Source organism: Kitasatospora sp. NPDC048286, from assembly GCF_043201735.1.
Classification (GTDB): Bacteria; Actinomycetota; Actinomycetes; order Streptomycetales; family Streptomycetaceae; genus Kitasatospora.
Genome location: NZ_JBICZE010000001.1, coordinates 594,825 through 620,888, shown reverse-complemented (window position 1 = coordinate 620,888; position 26,064 = coordinate 594,825). Strand labels below are relative to the sequence as shown.

Annotated in this window: 25 protein-coding genes; 13 read left to right on the top strand and 12 right to left on the bottom strand. The window is 73.9% G+C overall.

Going from position 1 to position 26,064, the window contains the following annotated elements:
- The first annotated feature begins 249 nt into the window (after positions 1 to 249).
- Positions 250 to 573, top strand: coding sequence for a WhiB family transcriptional regulator (locus ACGF13_RS02855; protein ID WP_195911063.1), 324 nt, complete (start codon positions 250 to 252; stop codon positions 571 to 573).
- A 140-nt stretch (positions 574 to 713) separates the two neighbouring features.
- Here ACGF13_RS02855 and ACGF13_RS02850 read toward each other — a convergent pair whose 3' ends face one another.
- Both ACGF13_RS02850 and ACGF13_RS02845 read right to left on the bottom strand, forming a co-directional pair.
- Positions 714 to 1,886, bottom strand: coding sequence for an ArsA family ATPase (locus ACGF13_RS02850; RefSeq protein ID WP_392868258.1), 1,173 nt, complete (start codon positions 1,884 to 1,886; stop codon positions 714 to 716).
- Entirely contained in the window at positions 1,883 to 2,956 is a 1,074-nt protein-coding gene (locus ACGF13_RS02845) for an ArsA-related P-loop ATPase (protein WP_392868255.1), read from the bottom strand. The genes ACGF13_RS02850 and ACGF13_RS02845 overlap by 4 nt, the downstream gene beginning before the upstream one ends.
- Positions 2,957 to 3,168: 212 nt before the next feature.
- Between ACGF13_RS02845 and ACGF13_RS02840 the strand changes: the two genes are divergently transcribed.
- The 5 genes from ACGF13_RS02840 to ACGF13_RS02820 all read left to right on the top strand — a co-directional run bounded on the left by ACGF13_RS02840 (position 3,169) and on the right by ACGF13_RS02820 (position 6,009).
- Positions 3,169 to 3,327, top strand: coding sequence for a DUF4177 domain-containing protein (locus ACGF13_RS02840; protein ID WP_094743074.1), 159 nt, complete (start codon positions 3,169 to 3,171; stop codon positions 3,325 to 3,327).
- Positions 3,324 to 3,791 (top strand): RidA family protein, encoded by a 468-nt coding sequence (locus tag ACGF13_RS02835; protein ID WP_392868252.1) that lies wholly within the window; start codon positions 3,324 to 3,326, stop codon positions 3,789 to 3,791. Before ACGF13_RS02840 ends, ACGF13_RS02835 begins: the two co-directional genes overlap by 4 nt.
- Before the next feature lie 116 nt (positions 3,792 to 3,907).
- Positions 3,908 to 4,774 carry an NUDIX hydrolase gene (locus tag ACGF13_RS02830; protein WP_392868250.1) on the top strand — a complete coding sequence of 289 codons (867 nt, stop codon included), beginning with the start codon at positions 3,908 to 3,910 and terminating at the stop codon, positions 4,772 to 4,774.
- Between the two features lie 231 nt (positions 4,775 to 5,005).
- A complete protein-coding gene (locus ACGF13_RS02825; RefSeq protein WP_392868249.1) occupies positions 5,006 to 5,179 on the top strand; it encodes a hypothetical protein in 174 nt (57 codons plus the stop codon).
- Positions 5,176 to 6,009: an MBL fold metallo-hydrolase gene (locus ACGF13_RS02820; RefSeq protein WP_392868247.1), complete on the top strand. Its 834-nt coding sequence runs from the start codon at positions 5,176 to 5,178 to the stop codon at positions 6,007 to 6,009. The genes ACGF13_RS02825 and ACGF13_RS02820 overlap by 4 nt, the downstream gene beginning before the upstream one ends.
- Before the next feature lie 56 nt (positions 6,010 to 6,065).
- Here ACGF13_RS02820 and ACGF13_RS02815 read toward each other — a convergent pair whose 3' ends face one another.
- Positions 6,066 to 6,740, bottom strand: coding sequence for a Crp/Fnr family transcriptional regulator (locus ACGF13_RS02815; RefSeq protein ID WP_030288117.1), 675 nt, complete (start codon positions 6,738 to 6,740; stop codon positions 6,066 to 6,068).
- 242 nt (positions 6,741 to 6,982) lie between these two features.
- Positions 6,983 to 7,771, bottom strand: a complete 789-nt coding sequence (locus ACGF13_RS02810; protein ID WP_392868245.1) for an alpha/beta fold hydrolase — start codon at positions 7,769 to 7,771, stop codon at positions 6,983 to 6,985.
- 157 nt (positions 7,772 to 7,928) lie between these two features.
- On the opposite strand from ACGF13_RS02810, the gene ACGF13_RS02805 reads away from it, so the two are divergent.
- A complete protein-coding gene (locus ACGF13_RS02805; protein ID WP_392868243.1) occupies positions 7,929 to 9,581 on the top strand; it encodes an FUSC family protein in 1,653 nt (550 codons plus the stop codon).
- 42 nt (positions 9,582 to 9,623) lie between these two features.
- A complete protein-coding gene (locus ACGF13_RS02800; protein WP_392868241.1) occupies positions 9,624 to 10,124 on the top strand; it encodes a MarR family winged helix-turn-helix transcriptional regulator in 501 nt (166 codons plus the stop codon).
- Positions 10,125 to 10,146: 22 nt separating this feature from the next.
- Here ACGF13_RS02800 and ACGF13_RS02795 read toward each other — a convergent pair whose 3' ends face one another.
- Positions 10,147 to 10,332 carry a hypothetical protein gene (locus ACGF13_RS02795; RefSeq protein WP_392868239.1) on the bottom strand — a complete coding sequence of 62 codons (186 nt, stop codon included), beginning with the start codon at positions 10,330 to 10,332 and terminating at the stop codon, positions 10,147 to 10,149.
- Positions 10,333 to 10,488: 156 nt separating this feature from the next.
- Here ACGF13_RS02795 and nth point away from each other — a divergent pair, with 156 nt between their 5' ends.
- From nth to ACGF13_RS02775, 4 genes are all read left to right on the top strand, one after another.
- Complete coding sequence (gene nth, locus ACGF13_RS02790) at positions 10,489 to 11,367, top strand: endonuclease III (protein WP_392868237.1); 879 nt, start codon at positions 10,489 to 10,491, stop codon at positions 11,365 to 11,367.
- On the top strand, positions 11,364 to 12,137 hold the full coding sequence (locus ACGF13_RS02785; RefSeq protein ID WP_392868234.1) for an NUDIX hydrolase: 774 nt from the start codon (positions 11,364 to 11,366) through the stop codon (positions 12,135 to 12,137). The genes nth and ACGF13_RS02785 overlap by 4 nt, the downstream gene beginning before the upstream one ends.
- 46 nt (positions 12,138 to 12,183) lie before the next feature.
- Positions 12,184 to 13,371, top strand: a complete 1,188-nt coding sequence (locus ACGF13_RS02780) for a MarP family serine protease (RefSeq protein ID WP_392868232.1) — start codon at positions 12,184 to 12,186, stop codon at positions 13,369 to 13,371.
- A gap of 265 nt (positions 13,372 to 13,636) precedes the next feature.
- The gene (locus ACGF13_RS02775; RefSeq protein WP_392868230.1) at positions 13,637 to 14,338 is read left to right on the top strand and encodes a metal-dependent hydrolase; all 702 of its coding nucleotides are present in this window, start codon (positions 13,637 to 13,639) and stop codon (positions 14,336 to 14,338) included.
- A gap of 142 nt (positions 14,339 to 14,480) precedes the next feature.
- On the opposite strand, the gene ACGF13_RS02770 is transcribed toward ACGF13_RS02775, so the two are convergent.
- The 7 genes from ACGF13_RS02770 to ACGF13_RS02740 form a co-directional block, all read right to left on the bottom strand.
- Positions 14,481 to 14,690 carry a hypothetical protein gene (locus ACGF13_RS02770; RefSeq protein ID WP_392868227.1) on the bottom strand — a complete coding sequence of 70 codons (210 nt, stop codon included), beginning with the start codon at positions 14,688 to 14,690 and terminating at the stop codon, positions 14,481 to 14,483.
- 189 nt (positions 14,691 to 14,879) lie between these two features.
- Positions 14,880 to 15,986 carry an alpha/beta fold hydrolase gene (locus tag ACGF13_RS02765; RefSeq protein ID WP_392868226.1) on the bottom strand — a complete coding sequence of 369 codons (1,107 nt, stop codon included), beginning with the start codon at positions 15,984 to 15,986 and terminating at the stop codon, positions 14,880 to 14,882.
- Between the two features lie 249 nt (positions 15,987 to 16,235).
- Complete coding sequence (locus tag ACGF13_RS02760) at positions 16,236 to 16,712, bottom strand: phage holin family protein (RefSeq protein ID WP_392868223.1); 477 nt, start codon at positions 16,710 to 16,712, stop codon at positions 16,236 to 16,238.
- Positions 16,713 to 16,923: 211 nt separating this feature from the next.
- Positions 16,924 to 18,417, bottom strand: coding sequence for a Na+/H+ antiporter NhaA (gene nhaA / locus ACGF13_RS02755; protein WP_392868220.1), 1,494 nt, complete (start codon positions 18,415 to 18,417; stop codon positions 16,924 to 16,926).
- 402 nt (positions 18,418 to 18,819) lie between these two features.
- Positions 18,820 to 20,778, bottom strand: coding sequence for an acetate--CoA ligase (gene acs, locus ACGF13_RS02750; protein WP_392868217.1), 1,959 nt, complete (start codon positions 20,776 to 20,778; stop codon positions 18,820 to 18,822).
- 242 nt (positions 20,779 to 21,020) lie between these two features.
- Positions 21,021 to 23,453, bottom strand: coding sequence for a SulP family inorganic anion transporter (locus tag ACGF13_RS02745; RefSeq protein WP_392868215.1), 2,433 nt, complete (start codon positions 23,451 to 23,453; stop codon positions 21,021 to 21,023).
- A gap of 459 nt (positions 23,454 to 23,912) precedes the next feature.
- On the bottom strand, positions 23,913 to 24,920 hold the full coding sequence (locus ACGF13_RS02740) for an ATP-binding protein (protein ID WP_392868212.1): 1,008 nt from the start codon (positions 24,918 to 24,920) through the stop codon (positions 23,913 to 23,915).
- Positions 24,921 to 25,134: 214 nt separating this feature from the next.
- Between ACGF13_RS02740 and ACGF13_RS02735 the strand changes: the two genes are divergently transcribed.
- On the top strand, positions 25,135 to 26,025 hold the full coding sequence (locus ACGF13_RS02735; protein WP_392868209.1) for an oxidoreductase: 891 nt from the start codon (positions 25,135 to 25,137) through the stop codon (positions 26,023 to 26,025).
- Positions 26,026 to 26,064 lie beyond the last annotated feature (39 nt).

Below are 26,064 nucleotides of genomic sequence, written 5' to 3'. Positions count from 1 at the left end.
TGTGGCCGGTTGCTCTCCGTGACGACTCCTGTGGCGAGCGTGGGGGTGCCGCTCTTGGCAAGCTGTGCGACCTGCGATCACTCCAACGAGTGAGCTGATCGCCACCCATAGTCCGATTGGGTCATTCGAGATTGAGCCCGAAGGGGCTGTTGCAAGCTGTCGTTCTTCCGTAACGTCCTCAACTGGCAACGGTGAATATGCCGTTGCCGCCGTGGGGGAGCCTCGAATACGGGAGAGGACGGCGCCGGCATGGGCTGGGTTGACGACTGGAGTGCGCAGGCCGCCTGTCGCACGAGTGATCCGGACGAACTGTTCGTCCAGGGGGCGGCACAGAACCGCGCGAAGGCGGTGTGCAGCGGCTGCCCCGTCCGGACGGAGTGCCTCGCGGACGCCCTGGACAACCGGGTGGAGTTCGGGGTGTGGGGCGGGATGACGGAGCGGGAGCGCCGGGCGCTGCTGCGCCGCCGCCCGACCGTCATCTCGTGGCGGAAGCTGCTGGAGACGGCGCGCACCGAGTACGAGGAGTCCCTCGCGACCGGGGTGATACTGACGGACTACGCCCAGGCGGGCTGAGCCCGGCCGCACCGCGCGGTCCGGGCCGGTCGGCCCTCGGGCGCGGGCCACCGCACGCCGGTGGTCACCCCCGCGCCGTCAGCCGGGCCGTGGCTCCGGCGAGATCGCGCCTCCGGCGAGAGGTCACGACACACCGTCGGCTACTCGGCGCCGTTGAGCCGCTCCCCGATGGCCCGCAGGCCGTCCAGGTCGTGCACGTCCCCCGGCAGCGCCGGCACCTCCACGATCGGCACGTCCGGGTACACCGAGACGAAGCGGTCGCGGGTGCGGCGTTCGCGCCCCATGATCTGCATCCGCTCGGCGTGCAGCCGCAGCAGCCCGGCCGCGAGCAGCTCGGCCTCCGGCGAGGCGTGCTCCGAGCCGTTCTCCTCCAGTGTCTCGGCGGCCGCCAGCGCCCGTTCCGCGGTGAGCTGCGGTGCCCCGGTGTCGTGCACCCGGTTGAGCACCAGCCCGGCCAGCGGCATCCGGTCCGCGGCCAGCCGGTCCACGAAGTACGCGGCCTCGCGCAGCGCGTCCCGCTCCGGCGCGGCCACCACCAGGAACGCCGTGCCCGGCGCCTTGAGCAGCTGGTACGTGCGGTCCGCGCGCTCCCGGAAGCCGCCGAACATCGAGTCCATCGCGCTGACGAAGGTCTGCACGTCGGTGAGTAGTTGGGCGCCGAAGATCTTGCCGAGGGCGCCGGTGAGCAGGCCCATCCCGGCGTTCAGGAAGCGCATCGCGCTGCGCCCGCCGACCTTGGCCGGGGCGGTCAGGATCCGGATCACCCGGCCGTCCAGGAAGGACCCGAGCCGGTTGGGCGCGTCCAGGAAGTCCAGCGCCGAGCGGGACGGCGGGGTGTCCACGACGATCAGGTCCCACTCCTCGGCGGCGCGCAGCTGCCCGAGCTTCTCCATCGCCATGTACTCCTGCGTGCCCGCGAAGCCGGCCGACAGGGACTGGTAGAAGGGGTTCTCCATGATCGCCCGGGCCCGTTCGGGCTCGGCGTGGGCCAGCACGACCTCGTCGAAGGTCCGCTTCATGTCCAGCATCATGGCCTGGAGTTCGCCCTCACCGCTGACGCCCTTGACCACCCTGGGGGTGTTGTCGAGCTCGGTGAGGCCCATCGACTGGGCGAGCCGGCGGGCCGGGTCGATGGTCAGCACCACGACCTTGCGGCCGCGTTCGGCGGCTCGCAGGCCGAGCGCCGCGGCGGTGGTGGTCTTGCCGACGCCGCCGGAGCCGCAGCAGACGATGATCCTGGTCTTCGGGTTGTCGATCAGCTCGTCCACCGCGAGCCGCCGACCGGTGCTCCGCACCCCGCTGTTCGAGGTCATGCCGCCCCCTGTCGCTTCAGTTCGCCCGCCAGCCGGTACAGCCCGCCGAGGTCCACGCCCTCGCCCAGCAGCGGAAGTTCGTACGTGGGGAGCCGCAGCTGCTGGATGTCGGCGCGCTGCGCGCGTTCCAGCTCGACCCGCTCGGCGTGCTCCCTGGCCTGGTCCAGCAGCGGGTCGAGCAGCGGCTCCACCGCCGCCCTGACCTTCTCCGTGGTGCGCGTACGGCCGCCGAGCCCGGCCTCCCCGAGAGCCAGGGCGACCTCCTCGCGGTGGTCCCCGTCCACCGCGGCCACCGCCGCCGCGTCCAGCACCGGGGGCCGGACCATGTTGACCATCACCCCGCCCACCGGGAGCTTCGCCTCGCGCAGCTCCGCGATGCCGTCGACCGTCTCCTGCACCGGCATCTCCTCCAGCAGGGTGACCAGGTGCACCGCGGTCTCCGGCGACTTCAGCACCCGCATCACGGCCTGCGCCTGGGTGTGTATCGGGCCGATCCTGGCCAGCCCGGCGACCTCGGAGTTGACGTTCAGGAACCGGGTCAGCCGCCCGGTCGGCGGGGCGTCCATCACCACCGCGTCGTAGCGCCGCCGGCCGTCCTGGTCCTTGCGCCTGGTCGCCTCGCAGGCCTTGCCGGTGAGCAGGACGTCCCGCACGCCGGGCGCGATGGTGGTGGCGAAGTCGACGAAGCCGACCTTCTGGAGCGCCTTCCCGGCCCGGCCGAGCTTGTAGAACATCTCCAGGTACTCCAGCAGCGCCAGCTCGGTGTCGATCGCCAGCGCGAAGACCTCGCCGGGCCCGCCCTCCCCGGCCGGGAGCCCCAGTTGGGGGCGGGAGACCGAGGCGATCCGGCGCTCCTCGTACGGGAGTGCGGCGATCCCGAACAGCTCGGCGACGCCCTGCCGGCCCTCGACCTCGATCAGCAGCACCCGTCCGCCGTCCGCGGCGAGCGCCAGGGCCAGCGCCGCGGCCAGCGTGGTCTTCCCGGTGCCGCCCTTGCCGCTGACCACGTGCAGCCGGACGCCCTCCCAGTCGGGGTCGCGCCGGGCCTCCTGGTCGGGGGTGCGTGCCACGCTCCGTCTCCGTCCGTCTCCGTCCTACGGGCGTCCCCTCCTGACGAGGGTGCCCCTCACCAGGGTGCCCTCCCGCGAGGGTAACCAGGGAGCGCACCGGATGCCCGGAGCACCTGGGCCGTCAGGCCCGATCATGCCCTCTTTGTGCCCCACCTCACACGCCCGGGGGCGGGCGGCGCGGTTCGCCGCGACGGCTCGTCTAGAGTCTGGCCATGACCAAGTGGGAATACATGACGGCGCCCCTGCTGGTGCACGCCACCAAGCAGATCCTGGACAACTTCGGCGAGGACGGCTGGGAGCTCGTCCAGGTCGTGCCCGGCCCGAACCCGGAGCAGCTGGTGGCCTACTTCAAGCGGGAGAAGAACGCATGAGCAAGGTCGAGGAGAAGCTCGCCGGGCTGGGCCTGACCCTGCCTCCGGTGGCCGCCCCGGTCGCCGCCTACGTGCCGGCCGTGGAGTCCGGCGAGCTCGTGTTCACCTCCGGCCAGCTCCCGGTCGTCGGCGGCAAGCTGCCGACCACGGGCAAGGTCGGCGCCGAGGTCTCCCCGGAGGAGGCCAAGGAGCTCGCGCAGATCTGCGCGCTGAACGCCCTGGCCGCCGTGAAGTCGGTGATCGGCGACCTCGACCGGATCGAGCGGGTCGTCAAGGTCGTCGGCTTCGTCGCCGCCGCCCCCGACTTCATCGCCGTCCCGGCCGTCGTCAACGGTGCCAGCGAGCTGCTCGGCCAGGTGCTGGGCGACGCCGGCGTGCACGCCCGCAGCGCCGTCGGCGTCGCGGTGCTGCCGCTGGACGCCCCGGTCGAGGTCGAGCTCGTGGTGCGCGTCAAGGCCGCCTGAGCCTGATCGCGGAGGCGGGGCCGGACACCTTCCGGCCCCGCCTCCGTGTGGCCGGAGGGTGTCCGATCGATCGGTGAGCCTGGCGGGAATCGTCGGACACGCCCTAGCATCCGGGCATGGACCATCGAGCGACGACGCTCCCGATGCCGCCCGGCTGGCCCGCCCGGATCCGGGCGGTCGAATCCGGCGCGGTGACCCCGCCGGTGCCCAAGGCCGCCGCGACGGTCGTGCTGCTGCGCGACGCCGCCGACGGGCCCGAGGCCTACCTGCTGCGCAGGCGCACCTCGATGGCCTTCGCGGCCGGGATGTACGCCTACCCGGGCGGCGGGGTGGACCCGCGGGACGCCGAGGTCGAGCCGGGCTGGGCCGGACCGGCTCCCGAGGAGTGGGCCCGGCGGCTCGGGCTGGACGCCCGGACGGCGCGGGCGGTGGTCTGCGCGGCGGTCCGCGAGACCTTCGAGGAAGCCGGCGTGCTGCTGGCCGGCCCCGACTCCGACAGCATCGCCGCACCGCGCGACTGGTCCGCCGAGCGGGCCGCGCTGGAAGCGCACGAGCTGTCCTTCGCCGAGTTCCTCCGTGACCACGGCCTGGTGCTGCGCAGCGACCTGCTGGGCGGCTGGGCCCGCTGGATCACCCCGGAGTTCGAGGAACGGCGTTACGACACCTGGTTCTTCGTCGCCGCGCTGCCGGCCGGCCAGCGCGCGGCCCTGGAGGTCGGCGAGGCCGACCGGGTCGCCTGGCTGACCCCGGCCGAAGCGGTGCGGGGCTACCGGGAGGGCCGGTTCGGCATGCTGCCGCCGACCGTGACGGTGCTGCGCGAGCTGTCCTCGGCGCGGACCGCGGCCGAGGCGCTGGCCGCGGCGGCCGACCGTCCGCTGGCGCCGGTCCTGGGCCGGGCCGAGGTCCGCGGCGACCGGCTGACGGTCCGCTGGCCCGGTCACGAGGAGTTGACCATCGACGGGGAGTTCCCGGAGGGCTCCTGACCGTTCCACCCACCGGGACCATCCGTACGACCCGCAGGACCCGTGGGGGCCGCGAGGCCCGCACGACCCCGCGAGGCCCGCACGACCCCGCGAGGCCCGCACGACCCCGCGAGGCCCCGCACGACCCCGCGAGGCCCGTACGGCCGACGCGAGGCCCGTACGACCGCGCGAGCCCGTGTTCCCGCACGACGTGACCGACCCGTACCGACGCAGAGAAAGGACCGACGCCCGATGACCCACAACGACGTGGCTCGCCGGACGGCGCCAGAGATGCCCGCCCGCCGCCTGACTCCCCGTACCCCCGCCTGTGACAGCCAGGTCCCGTTCGTCGAGGTGGCGCAGCGCGCCCTCGCCCGGGCGCTGCCGCTGCGGGCCCTGCAGCGAGACGGCGGAGGCGGCCGGTGAGCGGACTCCTGCCGGGCGACCCCGCCGCCGTCGTCGGCGGCGAGGCCACCCCTCGGGCGCTGTGCGTGCTGGCACCGAACCCGTCGCCGATGACGCTGGACGGCACCAACACCTGGCTGCTCTCCGAGCCCGGCTCGGACCTCGCGGTGGTGATCGACCCGGGCCCGTTGCACGAGGGCCACCTGCGCCGGGTGATCGACCTCGCGGAGGAGCGGGGCAAGCGGGTCGCGCTGACCCTGCTCACCCACGGCCACCCCGACCACTCCGAGGGCGCGGCCCGCTTCGCCGAGCTGACCGGCACCGAGGTGCGGGCCCTGGACCCGGCGCACCGGCTGGGCTCGGAGGGCCTGGTGGGCGGCCAGCGCCTGGACGTCGGCGGCCTGGACCTGCGGGTGGTGGGCACCCCGGGGCACACCTCGGACTCGCTGACCTTCCACCTGCCGGACGACGGCGCGGTGCTCACCGGTGACACCGTGCTCGGCCGCGGCACCACGATGGTCGCGCACCCCGACGGCCGGCTCGGCGACTACCTGGACTCGCTGCGCCGGCTGCACACCATGGCCTCGCACCACGGCGTGCGGACCGTGCTGCCGGGCCACGGCCCGGTGCTCGCGGACGCGCTCGGCGCCGTCGACTACTACCTGGCCCACCGGGCGGCCCGGCTCGCCCAGGTGGAGACGGCGGTCGAGACGGGCTGCCGGACCGCGCCCGAGGTGGTGGCCAGGGTCTACGCCGACGTGGACCGGGCGCTCTGGCCGGCCGCCGAGCTGTCGGTGCGGGCCCAGCTGGAATACCTGGAGGAGCACGGGCTGATCCCCGAGCTCGACTGACCGCGAACGCGGAAGGGCCCGTCCGGATCGGACGGGCCCTTCCGCGTTCGCGGGCGTCAGCGCGAGCGGCGCGACAGCCGCTCGACGTCCAGCAGGACCACCGCGCGGGCCTCCAGCTTCAGCCAGCCGCGGCCGGCGAAGTCGGCGAGCGCCTTGTTGACCGTCTCGCGGGAGGCGCCGACCAGCTGGGCCAGCTCCTCCTGGGTGAGGTCGTGGGCGACGTGGATGCCCTCCTCGGACTGCACGCCGAACCGGCGGGAGAGGTCCAGCAGGGCCTTGGCGACGCGGCCGGGCACGTCGGAGAAGACCAGGTCGGACATCACGTCGTTGGTGCGGCGCAGTCGGCGGGCGATGGCCCGCAGCAGCGCGATGGAGACCTCGGGGCGGGCGTGCAGCCAGGGCTGGAGGTCGCCGTGGCCGAGGCCCAGCAGCTTGACCTCGGTCAGCGCGCTGGCCGTCGCGGTGCGCGGGCCCGGGTCGAACAGCGACAGTTCGCCGATCATCTCGCTGGGGCCGAGCACGGCCAGCATGTTCTCGCGGCCGTCCGGCGAGGCGCGGTGCAGCTTGACCTTGCCCTCCGCCACGACGTACAGCCGGTCGCCCGGGTCGCCCTCGTGGAACAGCGATTCCCCACGGGCGAGGGTGACCTCGGTCATGGAAGCGCGCAGCTCGCCGGCCTGTTCGTCGTCGAGTGCCGCGAAGAGTGCGGCGCGCCGCAGAACGTCGTCCACGTGCTTCCTCCTTCTCGGCCGTACGGCGGGTGGGCCGTCCGGCGCAAGTTCCGTTCAGTGTTCTGCGTCACCAAGCATGGCGCATGTCGCTCCGATCATATGAGGAGGGGGTGTGCCGAGGTGTGCGGTGCGGGGCCATTCGTACCGGCCGGTTACCGGGCGGAGCCGGTGCCGGGAGCCTCTGATCGAATCTCTGTACGATTTGATCGAACGGACGGTCGCCCCGCGGCACCGGCCGTGCGTCAGGCGTAGAACGCCACCAGTTCCGGCGCCAGCACCTCGGCCACCACCTCGTGGGTCTGGCCGTCCAGCGTCCGGTGCTCGGCGCCGGGCACGGCCGCCGCCACCGCGCGGGCCGGGGCCCGCAGCATCTCCGGGCTGTCGCCGCCGTCCAGGGACAGGGTCGGTACGGCGACGGTGGCCAGCAGGTCGACCGGGACGGCCGAGTCGGTCCGGTCGCCGAGCGCCGCCGCGTCGTAGGCCAGGGTCGGTGCGACCGCCTCGAACAGCGACCACCCGGGCGCGCCGCGCATCCCCTCCACCGCCTCCGCCGGCGCCCCGGCGTAGACCATGAGGGCCGCGACGGCGTCCCCGCGGCGCCCCTCGGCGAGCGCTGCCGTCAGCTCGGCGACGTACTCGCGGAAGCGCTCGCTCTGCGCCTCCTCGGTGCTGAACGGCGGCTCGTAGACGGCGAGCCGGGCGATGCCGATGTCCGCGGCGGCGGCCCGCAGGGCGAGCGCGGCGCCGGCGGAGTGGGCGAAGACGCGGGCCGAGCCGCCCGCCGCCGTGATGACGGCGGCCAGGTCCTCGATCTCGCGCTCCACCGCGAAGGACCCGTTGTCCCCGCTGTCGCCGCGCCCGCGCCGGTCGTAGGTCCACACGGTGTGGTGCGCCGCCAGCCGCTCGGCGATCGCGGCGCTCGGCCCCACGCCGCGGTGGCACAGCGCGCCGTCGACCAGGACGACGGCCGGGCCGGAGCCGGTCACGGAGCAGGCGAGGACGGTGCCGTCGGTGGAGACCACGGTGCTCATCGGGTGTTCCTTCGGTCGTGCGAGTCGGTCATGGGAGCGGACCGGGGTTCGCCGCGCGACTCATCGGTCCGGCGGCAATCTACTGTCCGGGGCCGGGTGCGCGCGGGGAGTCCGAGAGGATATGTTTTACAGGTAAATTATCTGCTAATCTTTTTGTATGGTCACAACCGCCCAGTTTCGTCAGGCAGTTCGGGTCGGTCCGGCCGGAGACGGCTGGCACAAGCCCGCGCTCAGCGCCGTGGTCACCCTGGGCGCGCTCAACCTCACCCTGTTCGGCCTCGGCCGGCTCGACCTCGCTCTCTACACCGCGGCCGGCGGCCTGGGCGCGCTGTACGGGCACGGCCTGCCCTACCGGGCCTGGGCCCGGACACTGGCCGGCGTGCTGCTCGGCACCGTGCTCAGCACCGCCGCCGCCCTCACCGCCGCCGCGCTGACCCGGGACGCCGCCGTCCTGGTCGCGGTGGCGGCGGCGCTCGCCGCCCTGCACAAGCTGCTCTGCGACGCCGCCAGGGTCGGCCCGCCCGGCAGCCTGATCATCACCTTCACCTCCGCCAGCTGCGCCTTCGTCCCGCAGCGGCTCGCCGAAGTCCCGCCGCACCTGGCACTCACCGTGCTCGGCGCCGCCCTGGCCTGGCTGGTCTGCATGGCCCCGGCCCTGGTGCGCCCGTACGGGCCGGAGCGGATCGCCACCGCCCGCGCGCTGGAGGCCGCCGCCCGGCTGCTGCGGACCGGGCCCGGCGCGTCGGACGCCGCCGCCCGTACCGCCCTGGTCGGCGCGGTCGAGGCGGCCTGGCGGAGCCTCGCGCTCTCCGCCCCGGCCCGGCGACGCGCCCTCGGCGACGCGCCCGAGCGGCTGCTGGTGCGCGCGGAGGCCGCACTGGCCGGACCGGCCCGGCCCGAGGACGCCGCGCGGTACCTCGGCTGGGCCCGCGACCTGCGGCGCGGCCGCCCGCTGCCCTCGCCGGACCTCACCGAGGCGGAGGCCGCCGAGCCGGCCGCCCGCCGCCCCGGCCCCCGGCCACCGCTCCGGCGGGCGCTGCGGCCCGGTTCGGCGCTGCTGCCGATCGCGCTGCGCGTCGCGGTCGGCTGCGCCGCCGCCGGGTGGCTCTCGCTGGCGCTCGGCGTCGGCCGGCCGTACTGGGCGGTGGTCACCGCGGCCTCGATGTTCCAGGCCAACAGCACGCTGTCCTGGCAGCGCGCCCTGCAGCGGGTGCTGGGCAACCTGCTCGGCCTGCTGCTGTTCACCGCCGCGCTGCCCCTCGCGCACTCGGGCCCGGCGGCGCTGATCGGGCTCGGGCTGGTCTGCCAGTTCGGCGCGGAGGCGACGATCGCCCGCAGCTACTGGCTGGCGACGGTCTTCGTGACCCCGCTGGCGCTGTTGATGACGGAGTTCGCGGGCCCGCAGCCGGCCGGGACGCTGGTCGCCGACCGCTGGCTGGACACCTGCGTCGGCGCGCTCACCGGCCTCGCGGCCTGCCTGCTGGTCACCAACCGCCGCACCGCCGCCCGACTGGCCCGCGCCCTGGCCGGAGCCGAGGCCGCCGGACAGCGGGCGCTGGCCGCCGTCCGAGCCGACCAGGCCGCGAGCGCCCCGGAGGAGCGCGCCGCCCGTACCGGCCTCGCCACCGCCCTGCTGGAACTGCGCGAGGCCACCGACACCGCCGCCGGTGAGTGGCGCCGCCCCGACCTCCCGCACCGGCGCGCCACCGCCACCGAGCAGCAGGCCCACCACCTGCTGGCCGCCCTGCTGGAACGCCGCGGCCGCGGCCGCCTTCCGGACCCGGCCGGGCCCCTGCCGGACACGGCCTAGGATCGAAGCCGATCGGCAGGCCGCAGAACGGGAGCAGCACGCGTGGAGGACGTCGTCGCAGGTGTGCTGCGCCAGTGGGAACGGGCCTACCCGGGGCTGGACACCGGCCCGATCGCCGTCCTCGGCCGGATCAACCGCTGCGCCGCGCTGCTCCAGCAGACCCCCGACCCGCTCACCCGGGCCGGCCTCACCCGCGCCGAGTTCGACATCCTCGGCGCCCTGCTCCGCCTCGACCGCGAGCTGACCCCCACCCAGCTGGCCCGGGAGAGCTTCGCCTCCGGCGCCGCCGTCACCAAGCGGCTGCGGCTGCTGGAGGAGCGCGGCCTGGTCAGCCGCCGCACCGACGCCCGGGACCGCAGGGTCGCCCACCTCGCGCTCACCGAGCAGGGCCGGACGCTGGTGGACGGACTGATCCAGGAACTCGTCGCCTACGACCGCGCCCTGCTGGCCGGCCTCACCCCCGCCGAGCAGGACCGGCTCGCCGAGGCCCTCAGCGGGCTGCTGAACAGCCTCGAGGGGACGATCGGCCGCACCCTGGGCTGAGCCGCCGGGGGGTGACGAGGCGTCAACGGCGCCGCCCCGGCGCCGGCGGTGCCCGGGCGTCCTTGCCGGGGAGACCGAGCGCGCGGGCGGCGAACGCGGCGCGCAGGCGGGCGCGGCGCACCAGTCCGGTGTGACCGGCCTCCGGGACGGCGACGAGCTCCACGTCCTCCTCGTACGCGAGGAGGGCCGTCAACGCGCCGCGCACCATGCCCGGGCCCTCCGCCGGCAGGGCCCCGATCCTCCGCGCCCTCCCCCTCACAGGTGACGGCCGCGGGCGGAGTTCATCGGACAACAGGCCTTGCCAGGGCCGGTTTCCGTGCTTGATCGGCCACGAGCGGTCCGCCGGTCGGCGTAGCCTTCGTGCATGGCAGAGAGCAAGGTCCGGAAGGCCGCGGCGAAGAAGCCGGTGGCGAAGAAGGCGGCGGTGAAGCCGAGGAAGCCGGAATCGCACCTGGCGATGGTGCGTCGGGCCCGGAGGATCAACCGCGAACTGGCGGAGCTGTACCCGTACGCGCATCCGGAGCTGGACTTCGAGAACCCCTTCCAGCTGCTGGTGGCCACCGTGCTGTCGGCGCAGACCACCGACCTGCGGGTGAACCAGACCACCCCGGCGCTGTTCGCGAAGTACCCGACGCCGGAGGACATGGCGGCGGCGAACCCGGAGGAGCTGGAGGAGATCATCCGCCCGACCGGCTTCTTCAGGAACAAGGCGAAGTCGCTGCTGGGCCTCTCGATAGCGCTGCGCGACGAGTTCGGCGGCGAGGTCCCGGGCCGCCTGGCCGACCTGGTGACCCTGCCGGGCGTCGGCCGCAAGACCGCCAACGTCGTCCTCGGCAACGCCTTCGGTGTTCCCGGCATCACCGTGGACACCCACTTCGGGCGGCTGGCCCGACGGTTCGGCTGGACCACCGAGGAGGACCCGGTGAAGGTCGAGGCGGCCGTCGCCGAGATCTTCCCGAAGTCGGAGTGGACGATGCTCTCGCACCGGGTGGTCTTCCACGGCCGCCGGATCTGCCACTCCCAGAAGCCCGCCTGCGGCGCGTGCCCGATCGCGCCGCTCTGCCCCTCGTACGGCGAGGGGGAGACCGACCCGGAGAAGGCACGCAAACTGTTGAAGTACGAGATGGGCGGCCAGCCCGGGCAGCGGCTGCGGCCGCCGGCCGACTTCCCCGGTGAGGCGGCCGCCCGCGCGGACGCCGCCGTCCACCAGGGACGGGTCGCGGACCTGGCGGTGGACGCGTGAGCGGGCGGTACGGGCGGCCCGGGCCGGAAGCCGGGGGAGTCGCGCGGGGCATCGAGCCGGACGGGCTGCCGGCCTGGCTGGAGCCGGTCCGGGTGGCGGCCGAGCGGGTGCTGCCGGAGCAGCTGAGCCGCTTCCTGCCGCCGGCCGAGGGCGGCCGTCCGGCGGCCGTGCTGATGCTGTTCGGCGAGGGGCCCCAGGGGCCGGACCTGCTGTTGATCGAGCGGGCCCGTTCGCTGCGCTCGCACGCCGGGCAGCCGTCCTTCCCGGGCGGTGTGCTGGACCCGGAGGACGGCGATCCGAACGGCCCGGGCCCGATCGCGGCGGCGCTGCGCGAGGCCTGGGAGGAGACCGGCCTGGACCCGGCCGGGGTGCAGGTGTTCGCGGAGCTGCCCCGGCTGTACATCCCGGTGAGCAGCTTCGTGGTGACCCCGGTGCTCGGCTGGTGGCGCGAGGAGACGCCGGTGCGCCCGGTGGACACGGCCGAGACCGGCGCGGTGTTCCGGGTCCCCATCACGGAGCTGGCCGACCCGGCGAACCGGGTGCGGCTGCGCCAGCCGTCCGGGCACCTCGGCCCGGCCTTCTCGGTCGCCGGGCGGCTGGTCTGGGGCTTCACCGCCGGGGTGATCGACCGGGTGCTGCACCACAGCGGCCTGGAGCTGCCCTGGGACCCGTCCCGGATCGTCGACCTCCCGGACGACGCGCTGGCGCTGGTCCGGGGCGACCTCGAACACTCCCGGGTGCTGCCGGGCGGCGACGCCGACGCTTCGTGACCGGCCGTCGGCGCGTCCGGCGCGCGGACCGTGGGAGGGTGTCCGAGTGAACGTCCTGGATGTGCTGCTGATCGCCGCGGCCGTGGCATTCGCCGTGTCGGGCTACCGGCAGGGCTTCGTGGTCGGCGTGCTCTCGCTGGTCGGCTTCCTCGGCGGCGGCCTGCTCGCCGTCGAGCTGCTGCCGCTGCTGGTGCTCGACCACATCGGCCCCGGCACGACGGCCTCGGTGGTGGCGGTCGTGGTGGTGATCGTCCTCGCCGCGATCGGCCAGGCGATCACCGCGCACTACGGCTGGAAGCTGCGCGGGCACATCGGGCGGCGCCCGGCCAGGGTGCTGGACGCGAGCGGCGGCGCGGTCGTGAACGTCGTCTCGATGCTGCTGGTGGCCTGGCTGATCGGCTCGGCGCTGGCCGGGGCGTCCCTCCCGACGGTCTCCCGGCAGGTCCGCTCCTCGGCGGTCCTCGGCGGGGTGCAGAACGCGCTGCCCGACGACGCGCCGAACTGGTTCTCGGACTTCTCCAAGGTGCTCGCCCGCAACGGCTTCCCGCAGGTCTTCAACCCCTTCGAGCACGAGCCGATCACCCAGGTCGACAGCCCCGACCCCGCGCTGGCCGCCAGCCCGGCGGTGGCGCGGGCCCGGCAGAGCCTGGTCAAGGTGGTCGGCACCGCGACCTCCTGCGGCAAGACCCTTGAGGGCAGCGGCTTCGTCTTCGCCCCGCACCGGGTGATGACCAACGCCCACGTGGTCGGCGGGGTCAACGAGCCGACCGTGCAGATCGGCGGCGTCGGGCAGCTGTACGACGCGACGGTGGTCCGCTACGACTGGCAGCGCGACATCGCCGTCCTGGACGTGCCCAAGCTGAACGCGCCGGTGCTGGCCTTCGCGGGCGAGGCGAAGACCAACGACAGCGCGATCGTGGCGGGCTTCCCGGAGAACGGCGCCTTCAACGTCCAGCCGGCCCGCATCCGCGGCCGGATCCAGGCCAACGGCCCGGACATCTACCACCGCGGGCAGGTGGTCCGCGACGTCTACTCGGTGCGCTCGGTGGTCCGGCAGGGCAACAGCGGCGGCCCGCTGCTCACCCCGGACGGCGAGGTGTACGGCGTGGTCTTCGCCAAGTCCCTGGACAGCGCGGACACCGGCTACGTGCTGACCGCGTCCGAGGTGCGCGAGGACGTCGAGCAGGGCGGCGCCGCGACCGCCCGGGTGGACACCCAGGGCTGCGCGCTCTGACCGGGCGGGGGCCGGGAGGGCGCGGGAGCGGCTCCGGGAGCGGTCGGGGAAAGTGCGGGAGCGGCTTCGGGAGCGGTCGGGGAGGGTACGGGCCCGGCTTCGGGAGCGGTCGGGGAGGTGCGGGAGCGGCCGGTGGGCGCGCCGGGCCGGACCGTCCGATATCCGCCGCTCCGTCAGGTGGCCCTGGTAGCGTCGGCCGCGCTCACCCGTTCGGCTCAACCGGGCGCCGTCCCGGTGTGGGCCGACGGGAGGGACCGGCAGTCCGATGATGGGTCATTCGCACGCGGTGAGCGGGGCGATGCTGTACGCCGCCTCGGCCCCTTTCCTGCCCCCGCTGCTGCTGCACACCACGCTGCAGCCGGCGGACATACTGATGGGTACGGTGCTGTGCGCGGGCGCGGCCCTGCTGCCCGACCTCGACCACCACGACGGCTCGATCGCCAACTTCCTCGGGCCGGTCTCCAAGGTGCTCTGCCGCTTCGTGGCCTGGATCTCCGGCGGCCACCGGCACGCCACCCACTCGCTGCTGTTCGTCGGGCTGATGGGCGGCGGCACCTGGGCCGGGGTCACCTACCTGGGCCGCAACTTCACCCTCGGGATGACCTTCTTCCTGCTGGCGCTCGCGATCCGGGCCCTGCGGCTCTGCCCGCCGGGCGACGGCCCGGAGGCGTGGATCACCGTCATCGGTCTGGCCGCGCTCGGCACCTTCGGGATGAACACCTGGATGCCCAACTCGCCCGGCTGGCTGCCGTACGCGGTGGCACTGGGCACGCTGGCGCACCTACTCGGCGACTGCCTGACCAAGAAGGGCGCGCCGCTGCTCTGGCCGCACAAGGAGCGCTACGAGGTCGTGCTGATCAAGCGCAGCGGCAACAGCGTCGAGACCAAGGTGCTGGTGCCGATCATGTCGGTGGCGACCTTCGTCCTGCTCTGGTTCACCGCGTTGTCGCCGACGATCGTCAACTGAACGGGGTGCCGGGCGGGGCGCTCGGCCTGTGGGCGGTCGGTGCGTGCGGCCCGGTGTGGGCGGCCCGGCGTTTGTGGCCGGTGCGTTCGGCCGGTGCAGGTGGCCGGTGCGTTCGGCCGGTGGACGGATCCGGCGCGAGGCCTCAGGTCTCGCGCCGCAGTCGTGCGCCCACCCAGCGGGCGCGTCGGCCGAGGATGCGGGGGATGCCGAGCTGCCGCCGCTCCGAGCGCTGACGGCCGTCGGGGCCGTCGAAGCCGAGGTCGTCCGCCCGGTCGGGACGGTGGGCGGAGCGCTGGGGGCTGTTGTGACGTCGGCCGCGCGGGGCGCCGCCGCTTTCGGGCATCCAACTCATACCGGAATGGATGCCCCTGGGCCGGTGGAGGTAACCGCCCGGGCTTCGCCGAAATTGGCCTATGCGGTTGTCATATGAGCGACAAAATAAGGGAGTTGGGGCCAAGGGCCCTTCCATCCGACCGCACGTACGGCCGTGTCGGTCCCCGTGCCGGGCGTTGCGCCGGGCCCCGTGCCGGGCCCGTGCGGGTCACTCCTTGTGGCGGCCGACCCAGTCCAGCAGCTCGGCGGTGAACTCCTCCGGCGCCTCCTCGTGCGGGAAGTGCCCGACCCCCGGCAGCAGCCGCCAGCGGTACGGCGCCGCGACGTACTCGCCGCCGCCGAGCGCGGTGTGCGACAGCAACACCGGGTCCGCCGCGCCCTGGACGTGCAGGGTCGGCGCGGTGATCGGCTTCTTCATCCGCCGGGCGAACTGGATGCCGTCCGGCCGGGCCATCGAGCGCAGCAGCCAGCGGTACGGCTCGATCGAGCAGTGCGCGGTGCTGGGAATCTGGATCGCCTGCCGGTACGCGTGCACCGCGGCCTCGTCCAGGCCGTTCGGGCCGGTCCAGGACGTCAGGTAGCGGCCGACCAGCTCGGCGTCGTCGGCCACCAGACGGCGTTCGGGTATCCACGGCCGCTGGAAGCCCAGCACGTGCTCGAAGGCGGCGAACTGCCGGCGGTCGGTCAGCAGTGCCCGGCGCAGGTCCCTCGGGTGCGCGGCGGAGACCACGGTGAGGCTCTGGATGACGGACGGTCGCATCACCGCCGCCACCCAGGCCAGGGTGCCGCCGGCCGCGTGCCCGACCAGGTGGGCCCGGCGCTCGCCGAGCGAGCGGATCACCCCGGTGATGTCCAGGGCGAGGTTGCCCGGGTCGTACCCGCGCGGGGTGCGGTCGCTGCCGCCGATGCCGCGCAGGTCGAGCGCCACCGCGCGGTAGCCGGCATCGGCGAGCGCGGTCAGCTGGTGCCGCCAGGCCCACCAGTACTCGGGCCAGCCGTGCACCAGCAGCACCAGCGGGCCGGAGCCCAGCTCGGCGATGTGGAAGCGGGCGCCGTTGGCCGCGAGGTCGCGGTGCGTCCACGGGCCGGGCTGCCGGATGCTCCAGGCCTCGGCGTCGTTCGCCGGGGACCCGGCGGATGCCGCCGCGCGGGGCTCCCGGTCGGGCTCCCGCGCGGGTGCCAGGCCGGTGCCCTCGGGGCCGGTGCCCTCAGGGGCGGCGCCGGGCTCGTCGGGGCCGACGGAGCCCCCGGGGGTGAGTCCGGCGCCGGAGTCGGCGGACGGCTGCGCGGGCACGGGCTTCTGGTCAAGCGGCATACCGAGAGCGTGTCACATCCGCGGGCCCGACACGTGCCCGGCACTCGCTGTCGGCGGGTTCGGCGCCTTCGGTGCTTGTTGATGCGGGGCCGCCGGGGCCCCCGGCCGCCTCGGCGGGCCCGGGGCGTCCGGGGTGCCGAGGCCGACGTACCGACGGCCCAGCAGGTGCCGGGCCGTCGGTACGCCGGTGTGCCGGTGCGCGCTGTACCGGTGCGTCGGTGGGCCTGGTGTGTCGGTAGGCCGGGCCGGTTACGGGATGCGGCCGAAGGCCCGGTCGATCTCCTCCTGGGTGGCCGGGCGCGGCCGGGCGTTCTTCAGCACGTCGGCGGTCTTCTGGGCGCCCTCGATGGTGCGGACCGGCTTCTCGATCTTCTTGAACGAGCGCCAGGCCAGCATCCCGAGCAGCACCGCGAGCAGCAGGTAGGCGCCCGCCACGACCAGGAACGACCAGCCCAGCGACAGGCCCAGCGCGTGGATGCCGAAGGCCGCCGCGGCGCTCAGCATCGGGATGGAGAACAGCGCCACCACGCCGGCGACGATCAGCGAGACGCCGCCGGAGACGCCGCGCTTGACGTCCGCCCGGATCTCGGCCTTGGCGAGCGCGATCTCGTCGTGGACCAGCGCGGACAGGTCGGCGGTGGCCGCCGCGAACAGCTGCCCCACCGAACGCTCGCCCTCGTAGGGCGCCCGGCCGTTGCTGGACGGGTCTGCGGCTCCTGTGGGCATCAGCTGTTCTCCTCTGCGGCTGTGCGGCGTGACGCCGTCGCGGGTAGCGGTTCCGAGGCCGGTGGGGGGTCCCGGAGGCGTCTGTGGGTTGTCGACAGCTCAGAATCATGCCCCTACCGGTCAGTCGGACACCACTCCGGGGCCCCGCGGGAGGGACGTGTCCCGGCGCCGGGAGGCTTCCGGGCGCCTTCGCCGGGGGCCTGCGGGCGCCTCAGTCGGGCTGTCCGGGGCGGCCCCGGTAACCGGAGCCGGAGCCGGAGTTCGGGTCGGAGGCGGCGCCCGGGTCGGAGCCGGAGCCGGAGCCCGGGTCGGAGGCGTGGCCGGAGTCGGGGCTCGGGTCGGGGCCGTTTTCCTCGCCGGCCCGGTGGGCGAACTCGCCGACCCGCGCCCGCCAGGCCGGGTCGTCCTCCTGGTAGATGTCCGGGATGCCGTCCCCGTCCAGGTCGCGGTCCTCCTCCTCGCACAGTGCGCGGTAGTGCCGGTTGCGCAGCTTCAGCAGCACCGTGGCGACCACCGCGGCGAGCACCGAGCCGACCAGCACGGCCGTCTTCGCGCGGGCGGCGAGCGCCGGGTCGTCCGGGAAGGCCAGCTCGCCGATCAGCAGCGAGACGGTGAAACCTATGCCCGCGAGCACCGAGACCGCGACCATGTCGGCCCACTTGAGCTGCGGGTTCAGCTCGGCCCTGGTGAACCGGGCGGTCAGCCAGGCGCCGCCGAACACGCCTATCGACTTGCCGACCAGCAGGCCGATCACGATGCCGAGCGGGGCGGCCTGGGTGAACACCTCGCGCAGCTTCGGGCCGGAGACGGCCACCCCGGCCGAGAACAGCGCGAACACCGGGACGGCCAGGCCGGCCGAGAGCGGGCGGACTAGGTGCTCGATGTGCTCGCCGGGGGAGTGCTGCTCGTCGCCCTCCCGGTGGCAGCGCAGCATCAGGCCCATCGCGACGCCCGCCACCGTGGCGTGGATGCCGCTCTCGTGCATCAGCGCCCAGGTCACGAAGGCCAGCGGCACGAAGAGGTACCAGCCGTGGACGCCGCGCCGGTGCAGGAACCAGAACAGCACCAGGCCGGCGACGGCGAGGCCGAGCGCCCAGAACTTGATGCCGTGGCTGTAGAAGATCGCGATGATCAGGATCGCGATCAGGTCGTCGACCACTGCCAGGGTGAGCAGGAAGGCGCGCAGCGGGGAGGGCAGGTGGCTGCCGACCACGGCCAGCACCCCGAGCGCGAAGGCGATGTCGGTGGCGGTCGGGATCGCCCAGCCGCCGGGGTGCCCACCGCTGCCGGAGTTCACCAGGACGTAGAGGATCGCGGGCAGCGCCACCCCGCAGACGGCGGCGACGACGGGCAGCAGCGCGGCACTGGGCGTGCGCAGCTCACCCGCGACGAACTCGCGTTTGAGCTCGATCCCGGCGACGAAGAAGAAGATCGTCAGCAGGCCGTCCTTGGCCCAGGTGGCCAGGGAGAGGTCGAGGTGGAGCGGGGTGGAGGGGCCGACGGTGTAGTCGAGCACGCTCTGGTAGGCCTGCGGCCAGGCGTTGGCCCAGATCAGCGCGACGACGGCGGCGCCCAGCAGCAGCATGCCGCCGACCGTCTCGGTGCGCAGGGCGTCGGTGATGAAGGTGCGCTCGGGTAGTGACAGCCGACCGAGGAACTGCCGGCGGCGGGTCGTCGGCTCGTGGACGGGCGGCTGATCGGTCACGGGGACCTCCTGGGGCTGGGAGCGGCAACGGATGCACGGGTGGTGCAGTTGCCGACCAGACTTCCCGGCGCGCCCTGTGACGCCCGCGACTCCTGTCAAGGATCTTGATGCGTCCTTAATAGTCTAGCGGGGTTTGGGTGACATCCGGATTGTCCTACCAAAGGACTTAAACCCTGTGGACTGGTTCTGCACCCCGGGGGCGCAGGGGTCACGGGGGTGCAGCGGTCGCGGGGGTGCTGACGTGGCGGCTGTCGGATCCGGCTGTGGGAAACGGCTGCGGTAACGGTTGCGGGGAGACAGCTGCGGAAACGGCTGCGGGAAACGGCTGTGCCCCGGGCGGTGGTCGCCGCCCGGGGCACAGCCGTTGTCTCAAGGGGCTCGGCCGTCACCGGCCGGGTGGGTTCAGCCGTTGCCGTTGTCCGAGGACGGCAGCTGGGCCTGGATCTGGCTCATCACCGTGCTGTCGGCCAGGGTGGTGGTGTCACCGACCTCGCGGCCCTCGGCGATGTCGCGCAGCAGGCGGCGCATGATCTTGCCGGAGCGGGTCTTCGGCAACTCGCCGACCACCTTGATCTGCTTCGGCTTGGCGATCGGTCCGAGCGTGCGGCCGACGTGCGCCCGCAGCTCCTCGACCAGTTCGGGGCTGTCGGCGACGCTGCCGCGCAGGATCACGAAGGCGACGATGGCCTGACCGGTGGTCGCGTCGGTCGCGCCGACCACGGCGGACTCGGCCACGGACGGGTGGCCGACCAGGGCCGACTCGACCTCGGTGGTGGAGATGTTGTGGCCCGAGACGAGCATGACGTCGTCCACCCGGCCCAGCAGCCAGATGTCCCCGTCCTCGTCCTTCTTGGCACCGTCGCCGGCGAAGTAGCGGCCCTCGAAGCGCGACCAGTAGGTGTCGATGTAGCGCTGGTCGTCGCCCCAGATGGTGCGGAGCATGGACGGCCACGGCTCGGTGAGCACGAGGTAGCCGCCGGAGCCGTTCGGCACCTCGACGGCGTTGTCGTCCACCACGGTGGCCGCGATGCCCGGCAGGGCGCGCTGGGCCGAGCCCGGCTTGGTCTCGGTGACGCCCGGCAGCGGGCTGATCATGATGGCGCCGGTCTCGGTCTGCCACCAGGTGTCCACGATCGGGCACCGGCCGCCGCCGATGTGCTCGCGGTACCAGACCCACGCCTCCGGGTTGATCGGCTCGCCGACGCTGCCCAGCACGCGCAGCGAGGACAGGTCGAACTTCGCGGGGATGTCGTCGCCCCACTTCATGAAGGTGCGGATCGCGGTCGGCGCGGTGTAGAGGATGGTCACGCCGTACTTCTGGACGATCTCCCAGAACCGGCCCTGGTGCGGGGTGTCCGGGGTGCCCTCGTAGATGACCTGGGTGGCGCCGTTGGAGAGCGGGCCGTAGACGATGTACGAGTGGCCGGTGACCCAGCCGATGTCGGCGGTGCACCAGTAGACGTCGGTCTCCGGCTTGAGGTCGAAGACCGCGTGGTGGGTGTAGCTGGCCTGGGTGAGGTAGCCGCCCGAGGTGTGCAGGATGCCCTTGGGCTTACCGGTGGTGCCCGAGGTGTAGAGGATGAACAGCGGGTGCTCGGCGTCGTGCGCCTCGGGGGTGTGCTCGGTGGACTGGCGCGCGGTGATCTCGTGCCACCAGACGTCGCGGCCCTCGGTCCACGGGATGTCCTGCCCGGTGCGGCGGACCACCAGGACGTGCTCGACGCCGTCGGCCTTGGTGAGTGCCTCGTCGATGGCCGGCTTGAGGGCTGAGGGCTTGCCGCGGCGGTAGCCGCCGTCGGCGGTGATGACGAGCTTGGCCTGGGCGTCCTGGATGCGGGAGGCGACGGCGTCGGAGGAGAAGCCGCCGAAGACCACCGAGTGGGTGGCGCCGATCCGGGCACAGGCGAGCATCGCGATGACCGCCTCGGCGATCATCGGCAGGTAGACGGCGACCCGGTCGCCCTTGCGGACGCCGAGCTCCAGCAGCGCGTTGGCCGCCTGCGAGACCTCGTCCTTGAGCTGGGCGTAGGTGATCGAACGGCCGTCGCCGGGCTCGCCCTCGAAGTGGATGGCGACCCGGTCGCCCAGGCCGTTCTCCACGTGGCGGTCGACGCAGTTGTACGCGACGTTGAGCTTGCCGTCGGCGAACCACTTGGCGAAGGGCGGGTTGGACCAGTCGAGGGTCTCGGTCGGCTCGACGGCCCAGGTGAGGCGGCGGGCCTGCTCGGCCCAGAAGCCCAGACGGTCCTCGGAGGCCTGCGCGTACGCGGCCGCGGTGACGTTGGCGGCTGCGGCGAGCTCTGCCGGCGGGGCGAAGCGCCGCTCCTCCTTGAGCAGGTTGGCCAGGCTCTCGTTGCTCAACGCGCACTCCTCATCGAGTCATGATCGGGGGCGATCCCGTGCGTGGGGATTGTCCCGTGTGTCCCAGCGCACAGCTCACCAGGCGAACGGGGCAGTTGACAAGAGGCTCCTGGGAATTGGTGTAGACCTTTGATCGGCGGTCGACCGGCCGCCGGTGCGGTCCGCCGGGGAGGACCGGACGACCGTGCGGGGGCGGGTGGGCCCGTGCCCCGGCCCGCCCGGCGGGGACACGGACCCGGCTCTCAGGCAGCCAGCCGGGGGTCCTCCTCACTGCCCTCGACCGGAACCCGATCGTCCTCATTCACCCGTTCGGCCGATGCCGCGTTCGGTCGGACGCCGGGGTCGGTTCCGATCGGGGCCTCGGCGTGGCGTTCGATGGTGTTCGGGCGCTTCCCGGGGTGGGCCTCGACCGGGCTGAACGTCCCGGCGGCCCGGTCCAGGACGTAGGCCTGGGCCGTCGCGAAGTCGAAGTACATCCCGACCAGCCGCAGGGTGCCCTCCTCGACCCGGCGCTCGACCGCCGGGTTCGCCATCAACTGGTCCAACTGCTGGACCACGTTGGTGATGCAGAGCTGCTCCACGACGTCCACCACGGGCCGGGAGGCGAACTCCGCCGGGACGCGTCGGAGCCGGTCCAGCGAGCCGCGGCCGTTGCGCAGCCAGCGGGCCAGTGGGGTGGGCGGCCCGGGGCGCTCGTGCACGCCGTCCAACAGGGCCTGCATCGCACCGCAGCCGGAGTGGCCGCAGACCGTGATCGACCGCACCTCCAGTACCTCGACCGCGTACTGCACCGCGGCGGCCACCGAGTCGTCCGCCGCGCCGGGTTCGTGCGGGGCCGGCACCAGGTTGCCCACGTTGCGCACGGTGAACAGGTCGCCCGGACCGCTGTTGGTGATCATGCTGGTGACCATCCGGGAGTCCGCGCAGGTCAGGAAGAGCTGGGAGGGCGTCTGCCCCTCGCGCGCCAGCCGGGCGAGTTCCGGCCGGATCAGCGGGGCGGTGTGCAGCTGGAACACCCGGACGCCGTCCAGCAGTCGGCCGTGCGGGTCCTCCTGCTGCTCGATGCAGTGGTGGCCGACCCAGGGCGTCCAGGCCCGGCAGCGGTGCGGGCCCGGTGAACTGCCCGCGCGCACGGTGCCGTCCGGGTCGAGCACCTCGTCGTCCTGGCGGCGCGTCACCAGTGAGACCCGGCCGCCCGTGTTCTGGTGCCCGGCCCGCCAGGTGTGCAGCGTCTCGTACGCGGCGTGGTCCAGGAAGGAGCCGTCGTGGACCACGGTGACCTCGGCTCCGGCCGGGATGCCGGCCAGCGCCCGGCTGAGCCTGGGCACGGTGGTGAAGGTGAGCGGGCCGTGGGTGTGGACGGTGACCGTGCCGCCGGGGCCGGTCTCCACGTCCACGTGGGCGCGGGTCAGCCGGTAGAGGGCGAGCAGTATGGCGGTGCCGGCGCCGATCGCGACGCCCCACAGCACGCCGGCGATCACCACGCCGAGCACGGTGATCAGGTAGACGGGGAACTCGCGGTGCCGGTGCACCTTGCGGATGTGCGCGAAATTCACCATCTGCAGCCCGACCGCCAGCACCAGCGCGGCGAGCGCGGCCAGCGGGATCCGGCGCAGCCCGCCGGTCAGCGCCAGTGCGGCGGCCAGCACCCAGACGCCGTGCAGTACCGAGGCCCACCTGGTCTGGCCGCCGGCCCGTACGTTGGCGGTGCCGCGCACCGCGCCGCCGGCGACCGGCAGTCCGCCGACCAGGCCGCTCGCCAGGTTCGCGAGGCCCTGGCCGCGCAGTTCGCGGTCGAGGTCGCCGGTGCGGCGGGACATCCGGTCGATCGCGACGGCGGACAGCAGCGACTCCACGCTGGCGACCGCGGTGACGGTGAGGACGGCGGCGAGCAGCCCGAGCACCGGGCCGTGCGGCAGCGCGGGCAGGAACGCCTGCGGCCGCCAGGCGGGCAGTTCGATCCGGGCGAGCCGCAGGTCCAGGGTGAACACGAGCGCGGTGGCCAGCGCGACCCCGGCCAGCGGACCGGGCACCTTGGCCAGCCGGGCGCCGAACTCGCCCGCGCGGCCCGGCAGTCGGCCGAGCCGGGGCCAGCCGAGCAGGACGGCCACCGTCACCGCGCCGGCCAGCAGCGCCGGCGGGTGCGGGCCGGCCAACTGCCCGGGAAGGGCTAGGAGGTTGGCGATCGTGGAGCTCTGCGGCGAGCCGCCGAGGACGACGTGCAGCTGCGCGACGGCGATGGTGATCCCGACGCCGGCCAGCATGCCGTGCACGATCGCGGGCGAGACGGCGAGCGCCGTCCGGGCCACCCGGCGTGCGCCGAGCAGGAGTTGGAGCAGGCCGACGGCGACGGTGACGGCGCAGGTGGCCTGCCAGCCGTACTGGGCGATCAGCCCGGCGGTGATCACCGTCAGCGCCGCGGAGGGACCGCTGACCTGGAGCGGTGTGCCGCCGAACAGCCCGGCGACGATCCCGCCCACGGCCGCGGCGGCCAGCCCAGCGGTGAGCGGGGCGCCGGTGGCGAGCGCGATGCCGAGGGAGAACGGCACGGCGATGAGGAAGACCACGAGGGAGGCGGAGAGGTCCTGGGCCCAGCGGATCCGGGGGCCGGGGCCCGGCGGTGCGTGGTCGGTGGTGTCGGAGGCGATGGGGGCACTGGAGATGTCGAGGGTCATTGTCTTCCCGTCTGTCCGGGGGAGCGAACGCAGTCAGGTCCGGCGGTGAGTCCGGGGGGTGGGGCTCCGGGGCGGATCGGCTGTCGTGGGCGCGACGGTGTGGCGGGATGGCGTGGGCGCGGCGGGGGAGTGCGGGCGCCACCGGCCGGCGTTGACCATCAGGCCCGCCAGGACTCCGGGCGAGGTGCGGGACGTCTCACCGGGGCCGCCGGACGAACCATCAAGACTCGGTAAACCGAGGGTAATGAAAGCTTTGCACAGCGTGGTTCCGGGAGGGAAGTGGAAAACCCCCTGGTTCACTCCAATGGGTGGTGGCCGAACGGTCGGGAATCTGCTGGTGGCGGTGGGTCGGCCGGCCTCGGGAGCGTGGCGGCGTGTGGACGCGCCCGGGCACAAGGGACGGGCCGCGGCCTCCCCGGGGTGGGGAGGCCGCGGCCCGTTCGGCCGTGGCGGTGCCGGTCAGACGTGGGCGCCCGCCGGGGCCGTGCGCTCGCCGTCGTCCGCGAGCCCGCCCAGGACGAAGTCCTCGTCCACCTGGGTCGCGAGGTCGATGCCGACCTTGGAGTTGGCCCAACTCTCCGCGTTGCGGCGGTGGAAGAGCACCGCCTGCTCGGTGTAGCGGCGGGCGTCCCGCCGTCCGTACGCCGCGTCGGCCTCGATCCGCAGCTCCTCCAGCACCGTCCGGTTGGCCGGCTCCAGGGACTTCAGCGGCGGTTCGGCGCCCTGCTCCAGGCGGCGCACCCAGTCCGACTGCCCGAAGGTGGTGAGCAGGTCGTCGCCGACCTCGCGGCGCAGGAAGGCCAGGTCGTCCGGGCCCTGCACCTTGTTGCCGATGACCTTCAGTCGCACGCCGAAGTCGCGGGCGTAGTCCCTGTACTGGCGGTAGACGGAGACGCCCTTGCGAGTCGGCTCGGCCACCAGGAAGGTCAGGTCGAAGCGGGTGAACAGGCCGGAGGCGAAGGAGTCCGAGCCCGCCGTCATGTCGGTCACCAGGTACTCGCCCGGGCCGTCCAGCAGGTGGTTGAGCAGCAGCTCCACCGCGCCGACCTTGGAGTGGTAGCAGGCCACCCCGAGGTCCTCCTCGGTGAACGCGCCGGTGGCCAGCAGCCGGACCGAGCCCTCGTCCAGCGCGATCGGGCGGGCGCAGGAGGCGTAGACCGGATTCTCCTCGACGATCCGCAGCAGTCGCGAACCGCGGCCGGGCGGCGTGGTTTTGATCATCTCGTCGGAGGAGCGGATCAGCGGGTTGCTGCCGCGCAGGTACTCCTTGATCTCCGGCAGGCGGCTGCCCAGCGAGGGCAGTTCTGCGGCCTGGTCGTCCGTCAGGCCGAGGGCCGGGCCCAGGTGCTGGTTGATGTCGGCGTCCACGGCGATGACCGGTCGGCCCATGGCCGCCAGGTGGCGGATGAACAGTGCGGACAGCGTGGTCTTCCCGCTGCCGCCCTTGCCGACGAAGGCGATCTTCATCTGGGGACTCCGGCTCTCGCTCAGGGCCCTCGGGGTGGGCCGCCTGCCCAGGGCGCGCGACGCGTTCCCCAGTTGGAAATCGTTATCGTCTCCGATAGTGGTCATGCTAGCCGGGGTTTGGGTTTCGCCGGGGGCGGGAAGTGAGGATTGCCTCTAACGGGTGATGCGGGGTTGCTGTTCCGGGAGGGGCGGCCCGTTCATTACTCTCGGGTAGGTGAGCACTGGAACTGATCCCCTCGCCCCGCTGGCCCAGCTCCCCGGGGTGCCCGACGCGGTCGCCGAGGTGCGCAAGGCCGTCGACCGGCTCTACGGCCACCGGGTGATGCGCCGCCGCGCGGCCGAGGTCACCTCCGAGTCCGCGCTGCGCGGAGCCCGCGCGTCGGCGGCCCTGGCCGGGGCCGACTGGCCGCTGGAGGAGGTCCGCCGCCGCAGCGACTTCGGCGCGGACCCCGAAGCCCGGACGGTCGGCGCGGCCCTGCGGGTCGCCGCCGAGGCTGGCCAGCTGCTCAGCATCTGGCGGCACTCGCCGCTCCAGGTGCTGGCCCGGCTGCACCTGCTCGCGGTCGGTGACGGCGATCCGGCCGCCGGTCGTCCGCGGCGGGCCGGGGAGGGCGCCGAGGAGCTGTTCCCGCTGGAACTGGAGCCGGTGGAGAGCGTCGAGGTCGACGCCGCGGACGGGCCGTTGCCCGCGCTGCCGCCGGCGCCCGGTGCGGAGGAGGTCGCGGCCCGGCTCGACCAGCTCTCCCGGCTGCTGGTGGCGCGTGCGGAGGGCCAGGGCGTGGGCACGCCGGCCCTCGTCGTGGCCTCGGTGGTGCACGGCGAACTGCTCGCGCTGCGGCCGTTCGGCACCCACAACGGGGTGATCGCGCGGGCCGCCCAGCGGATCGTGCTGATCGCCGAGGGGCTCGACCCGAAGTCGATCTGCCCGGCCGAGGTCGGCCTGGCGGAGCTCGGCACCGCCGCCTACCGCCGGGCCCTGGCCGGCTACCTGGCGGGCACCCCGGACGGGATGGCGGCCTGGATCGCCCACTGCGGCCGGGCGCTGCGGCTCGGCGTGCGGGAGAGCACGGCGGTCTGCGAGGCGATGCAGCGCGGGATGGTCTGAGCGGCCGGACGTGGAGCGGCGCGCACGCCCCGCGAGGGG

Bases quoted from the DNA above. Each gene is read 5' to 3' on its own strand.
- ACGF13_RS02810 (WP_392868245.1), bottom strand. From the start codon at position 7,771: ATGAGCACCGTGGTCTCCACCGACGGCACCGTCCTCGCCTGCTCCGTG.
- ACGF13_RS02765 (WP_392868226.1), bottom strand. From the start codon at position 15,986: ATGCCGCTTGACCAGAAGCCCGTGCCCGCGCAGCCGTCCGCCGACTCC.
- ACGF13_RS02835 (WP_392868252.1), top strand. From the start codon at position 3,324: ATGAGCAAGGTCGAGGAGAAGCTCGCCGGGCTGGGCCTGACCCTGCCT.
- ACGF13_RS02825 (WP_392868249.1), top strand. From the start codon at position 5,006: ATGACCCACAACGACGTGGCTCGCCGGACGGCGCCAGAGATGCCCGCC.
- ACGF13_RS02850 (WP_392868258.1), bottom strand. From the start codon at position 1,886: ATGACCTCGAACAGCGGGGTGCGGAGCACCGGTCGGCGGCTCGCGGTG.
- ACGF13_RS02770 (WP_392868227.1), bottom strand. From the start codon at position 14,690: ATGAGTTGGATGCCCGAAAGCGGCGGCGCCCCGCGCGGCCGACGTCAC.
- ACGF13_RS02830 (WP_392868250.1), top strand. From the start codon at position 3,908: ATGGACCATCGAGCGACGACGCTCCCGATGCCGCCCGGCTGGCCCGCC.
- ACGF13_RS02745 (WP_392868215.1), bottom strand. From the start codon at position 23,453: ATGACCCTCGACATCTCCAGTGCCCCCATCGCCTCCGACACCACCGAC.
- ACGF13_RS02855 (WP_195911063.1), top strand. From the start codon at position 250: ATGGGCTGGGTTGACGACTGGAGTGCGCAGGCCGCCTGTCGCACGAGT.
- ACGF13_RS02760 (WP_392868223.1), bottom strand. From the start codon at position 16,712: ATGCCCACAGGAGCCGCAGACCCGTCCAGCAACGGCCGGGCGCCCTAC.
- nth (WP_392868237.1), top strand. From the start codon at position 10,489: ATGGCAGAGAGCAAGGTCCGGAAGGCCGCGGCGAAGAAGCCGGTGGCG.
- ACGF13_RS02740 (WP_392868212.1), bottom strand. From the start codon at position 24,920: ATGAAGATCGCCTTCGTCGGCAAGGGCGGCAGCGGGAAGACCACGCTG.
- ACGF13_RS02795 (WP_392868239.1), bottom strand. From the start codon at position 10,332: ATGGTGCGCGGCGCGTTGACGGCCCTCCTCGCGTACGAGGAGGACGTG.
- ACGF13_RS02840 (WP_094743074.1), top strand. From the start codon at position 3,169: ATGACCAAGTGGGAATACATGACGGCGCCCCTGCTGGTGCACGCCACC.
- ACGF13_RS02805 (WP_392868243.1), top strand. From the start codon at position 7,929: ATGGTCACAACCGCCCAGTTTCGTCAGGCAGTTCGGGTCGGTCCGGCC.
- ACGF13_RS02775 (WP_392868230.1), top strand. From the start codon at position 13,637: ATGATGGGTCATTCGCACGCGGTGAGCGGGGCGATGCTGTACGCCGCC.